Here is a 3,800-nt window from a genome sequence, read left to right on the forward strand (position 1 = left end):
CACCAGAACCGCGCCCCCCGCACACGACTCGGCGCCGGGCCCGCCACAGGGGGAGTGCGGGCCCGGCGCCGAGAGCATGCCGGGGATGGGGCTGACGGAAGGGTCAGCCGATGTCGCGGCGGCGCAGGGCCACCAGCCCTCCGGCGGTCAGGACGGCCGACAGCAGCACCATCCACACGAACGGTGCCGCGGTGACGTGCTCACCGGGCAGCTTCGGCAGATGGCTGAACGGCGAGGTGTTCATGACGGACTGCGACACCTTGAGCGCCGGGCCCATCCAGCCGAGGGCGACGACCCAGCCGACCAGGCCCCAGGCGGCGGACGAGTACTTCGGGAGCGCCCCGATGAGCAGCACCGTCAGGCTGGTGATCAGCCACACCGCGGGCACCTGGGAGATCGCGGCGCCCAGGACGCGCGGCAGCGAGCCGCCCACGTCGCCCGACGCCATCCCGTAGCCGAGGCCGAGCGCCAGCCCGCCGACGGCGAGCACGGCGACCGGGCCGAGGTAGGAGATGACCAGGTGGCTGGCGGCCCAGCGCAGTCGGCTGACGGCGTTGGACAGCAGCGGTTCGGCCCGCTGGTCGGTCTCCTCGCTGCGCAGCCGCAGCACGGAGCTCGCGGAGTAGACGGTGAGGATGGTGCCGAGGATGCCGACCATGGAGGCCAGGAAGGCGTCGTTGAGCCCCTGGGCGCCGCCCATGCGCTCGATGATCTCCCGGGTCTGGTCGCTGTCGCCGAGGAAGTCGTCGGCGCCGTCCGAGATGGCGCCGAAGATGGCGCCCGCGAAGACGAACCCGGCGACCCACCCGGCCAGGGCGCCGCGCTGGAGGCGCCAGCCCAGGCCGAAGACGCCCTTCAGGAACGGCCCCGCGGCGCGCGGCCCGGGGCGGGTCGCGTAGAAGCTGGCGCCGACGTCGCGCCGCCCGGCCAGGGAGTACGCGACGGAGATGGACGCGGCGGCCAGCACCGCGATCAGCAGCAGCGGCCACCAGCGCTCGGCCGCGAACGGCCGGGCGTACTCGGCCCAGCCCAGCGGCGAGAGCCAGGTCAGCACATGGCCGGAGCCCTTGGAGCCGTCCTCGGCGGCGTCGCCCGCCATGCGCAGCACGAACGCCACGCCCACGGCGGCCGCGGACAGCCCCCGGGCGAGCCGCGCGCTCTCGGTGAGCTGGGCGGCGACGGCGGCCAGACCGCCGAAGGCCATCCCGGACAGCCCGACGGCCAGCCCCAGGGCGACCGCTCCGCTGCCGCCCTGGGCCGCGAGACCGCCCGCGACGAGCAGGGTGACGGCGCCGTTGGCGATGGCCACGGTGAGCAGGGCCGCGGTGAGGCCCGCGCGGCGGCCGACGACACAGGAGGACAGCGCCTCCTGGCGGCCGGTCTCCTCCTCCTCACGGGTGTGCCGGATGACGATGAGCAGGCTCATGATCGCGGCGAACACGGTGAGGAAGGCGCCCACCCGCCAGACGGTGAGGGCGCCGAGCGAGTCGCCGAAGGCGGTGCCGAACAGCGCGCGGGTCGCCCCGTTGCCGTTCATGTCCTGGACGAGCTGGGTGCGCTGGGCGGGGGTCTCGTAGGCGCTGTCGAGGCGGCCGACGGTGCTGGAGGCGGTCAGCCCGAGGCACAGCACCCACACCGGCATCATGATCCGGTCGCGGCGCAGCGCGAGCCGCAGCAGGGTGCCGGTGCCGGTCAGATCGCGGGACGATCCGCGGGCCCGGCCGGTGACCCGGGCGTCGGCTACGGCGGTCATCGGGCGACCGCCTCTTCGGTGCCGGTGCCGGTGCCGGTGCCCGCGCCCGTCTCGGCGCCGGTGCGGCTGATGTCGTCCTGGTAGTGGCGCAGGAACAGCTCTTCCAGGGTGGGCGGGGTGGAGGTGAGGCTGCGCACGCCCGCCTCGGTGAGCCGGCGCAGCACGGCGTCCAGCTTGTCGCTGTCGACCTGGAGCTTGACCTGCCGGTCCTGGACGTCGAGGCCGTGGACCCCGGGCAGCCCGGACAGTCCGGTGGGCGCGGCGGCCAGCTCGGCGGTCACCGACGTACGGGTCAGATGGCGCAGCTCGGCGAGCGAGCCGGACTCGACCCGCCTGCCCTTGCGGATGATGCTGACCCGGCCGCACAGCGCCTCGACCTCGCTGAGGATGTGGCTGGAGAGCAGCACGGTGCGCCCGCGGTCGCGCTCCTCGGCCACGCACTCGCGGAAGATCTCCTCCATCAGCGGGTCGAGCCCGGACGTCGGCTCGTCCAGGATCAGCAGCTCGACCTCGGAGGCGAAGGCGGCGACCAGCGCGACCTTCTGGCGGTTGCCCTTGGAGTAGGTGTGGCCCTTCTTGGTCGGGTCCAGCTCGAACCGCTCCAGCAGCTGGGCGCGCCGGGTCTGGTCGAGACCGCCGCGGAGCCGCCCGTACAGGTCGATGACCTCGCCGCCGCTCAGGCTGCGCCACAGGGTGACGTCTCCGGGGACGTACGCGATGTGCTGATGGAGGTCGACCGCATCGTGCCAGGGGTCCTTGCCGAGGAGCTGGACCGCACCGGAGTCGGCGCGCAGCAGTCCGAGCAGGACCCGGATGCTGGTGGACTTCCCGGCGCCGTTGGGGCCGAGGAAGCCGTGGACCTCACCTGCCTCGACTTCGAGGTCGAGGCCGTCCAACGCGTGGGTCCGGCCGAAGGACTTGTGCAGGCCGGACACGGAGATTGCCGTCTTCATGATTTCGAAGCTACGCTACTTTCACAAATTTGTGAAGTTAAGGAACCATATAAACTTATGATGATGTGACGAAGAGGGGAGATGATGAGCCGGTGAGGGAGATGATCGAATCGGACCGCGCGCACGACGCAGCACCAGAAGACGCAGCGCAGGACACAGCACACGACGTACGTGACGACGAGGCGGTGTCCCGGTTCGTCGAGCGGTTCGCCGCCGACCTCGTCGAGGCCGGGATGCAGCGGATGGGCGCCCGCGTCTTCGCCGCGCTGCTCGTCTCCGACTCCGGCGCGCTCAGCTCCGCCGAACTCGCCGAGCAGCTCCGGATCAGCCCGGCCGCGGTCTCCGGTGCGATCCGCTACCTCGCCCAGGTCGAACTGGTCGCGCGGGAGCGCGAACCGGGCTCCCGGCGCGAGCGCTACCGGCTCTACAACGAGGTCTGGTACGAGACGATGACCCGCCGCGACCAGATGCTCACGCGCTGGGAGTCCACCATGCGGGACGGCGCGAAGATCCTCGGTCCCGGCACGGCGGCCGGACAGCGGGCCTCCGAGACCGCCGAGTTCTTCGCGTTCATGCAGCACGAGCTGCGCACCATGCTGGAGCGCTGGCGCGCCCACCAGGCGGCACGCGCCGACGGGGCCGGGGAGCGCTGAGCAGTCAGCGGAGGTGCGGCAGGGTGAGGCTCCACGCCCCGGCCAGCACCGTCCAGGTCCGGCTGCGCACCGGGCCGCGGACCAGCGCGTCCGAGTGGTAGCGGAAGTCCTGGCCGGAGACGGTCACGGCGCGGGCCCGCGCCCGTACCGGCCCTTCGGCGCCGTCGTCCGCGTGCGGATGGACCACCACCTCGGCCAGCCCGCCGCCCGGCGCGGCCGTCGACACCGAGACGCCCTCGACCTGCCGGTCCAGATCGGTCAGCAGCACCCCGTCCGCCTCGACCCGCAGCCGCTGCGGCGGCGGCTGTGCCCGGCGCCCCCGGCCGCCCCCGCCGAGCCCCATGACCGGCAGCGACAGCAGCGTCAGCGCCGTCCGCGCGGTGCGCGCCGCCGGGGTCCACCAGGAGTGGTGGCCGCCGTCGGCGCAGCCGCCCGGGTGCC

Annotated in this window: 3 protein-coding genes and 1 pseudogene; 1 reads left to right on the forward strand and 3 read right to left on the reverse strand. The window is 73.3% G+C overall.

Annotated elements, in window-relative coordinates; genetic code table 11:
• Positions 1-103: 103 nt before the first annotated feature.
• Positions 104-1,753 carry an ABC transporter permease gene (locus EEJ42_RS33280; protein WP_123105740.1) on the reverse strand — a complete coding sequence of 550 codons (1,650 nt, stop codon included), beginning with the start codon at positions 1,751-1,753 and terminating at the stop codon, positions 104-106.
• Complete coding sequence (locus EEJ42_RS33285; protein WP_123105742.1) at positions 1,750-2,706, reverse strand: ABC transporter ATP-binding protein; 957 nt, start codon at positions 2,704-2,706, stop codon at positions 1,750-1,752. The genes EEJ42_RS33280 and EEJ42_RS33285 overlap by 4 nt, the downstream gene beginning before the upstream one ends.
• A gap of 101 nt (positions 2,707-2,807) precedes the next feature.
• Between EEJ42_RS33285 and EEJ42_RS33290 the strand changes: the two genes are divergently transcribed.
• Positions 2,808-3,359 (forward strand): GbsR/MarR family transcriptional regulator, encoded by a 552-nt coding sequence (locus EEJ42_RS33290; protein WP_123105744.1) that lies wholly within the window; start codon positions 2,808-2,810, stop codon positions 3,357-3,359.
• A 4-nt stretch (positions 3,360-3,363) separates the two neighbouring features.
• Here EEJ42_RS33290 and EEJ42_RS33295 read toward each other — a convergent pair.
• A pseudogene (locus EEJ42_RS33295) lies at positions 3,364-3,800 on the reverse strand (hypothetical protein); the annotation flags it as partial.

The organism is Streptomyces botrytidirepellens, assembly GCF_003721215.1.
GTDB classification, from domain to species: Bacteria; Actinomycetota; Actinomycetes; order Streptomycetales; family Streptomycetaceae; genus Streptomyces; species Streptomyces himastatinicus.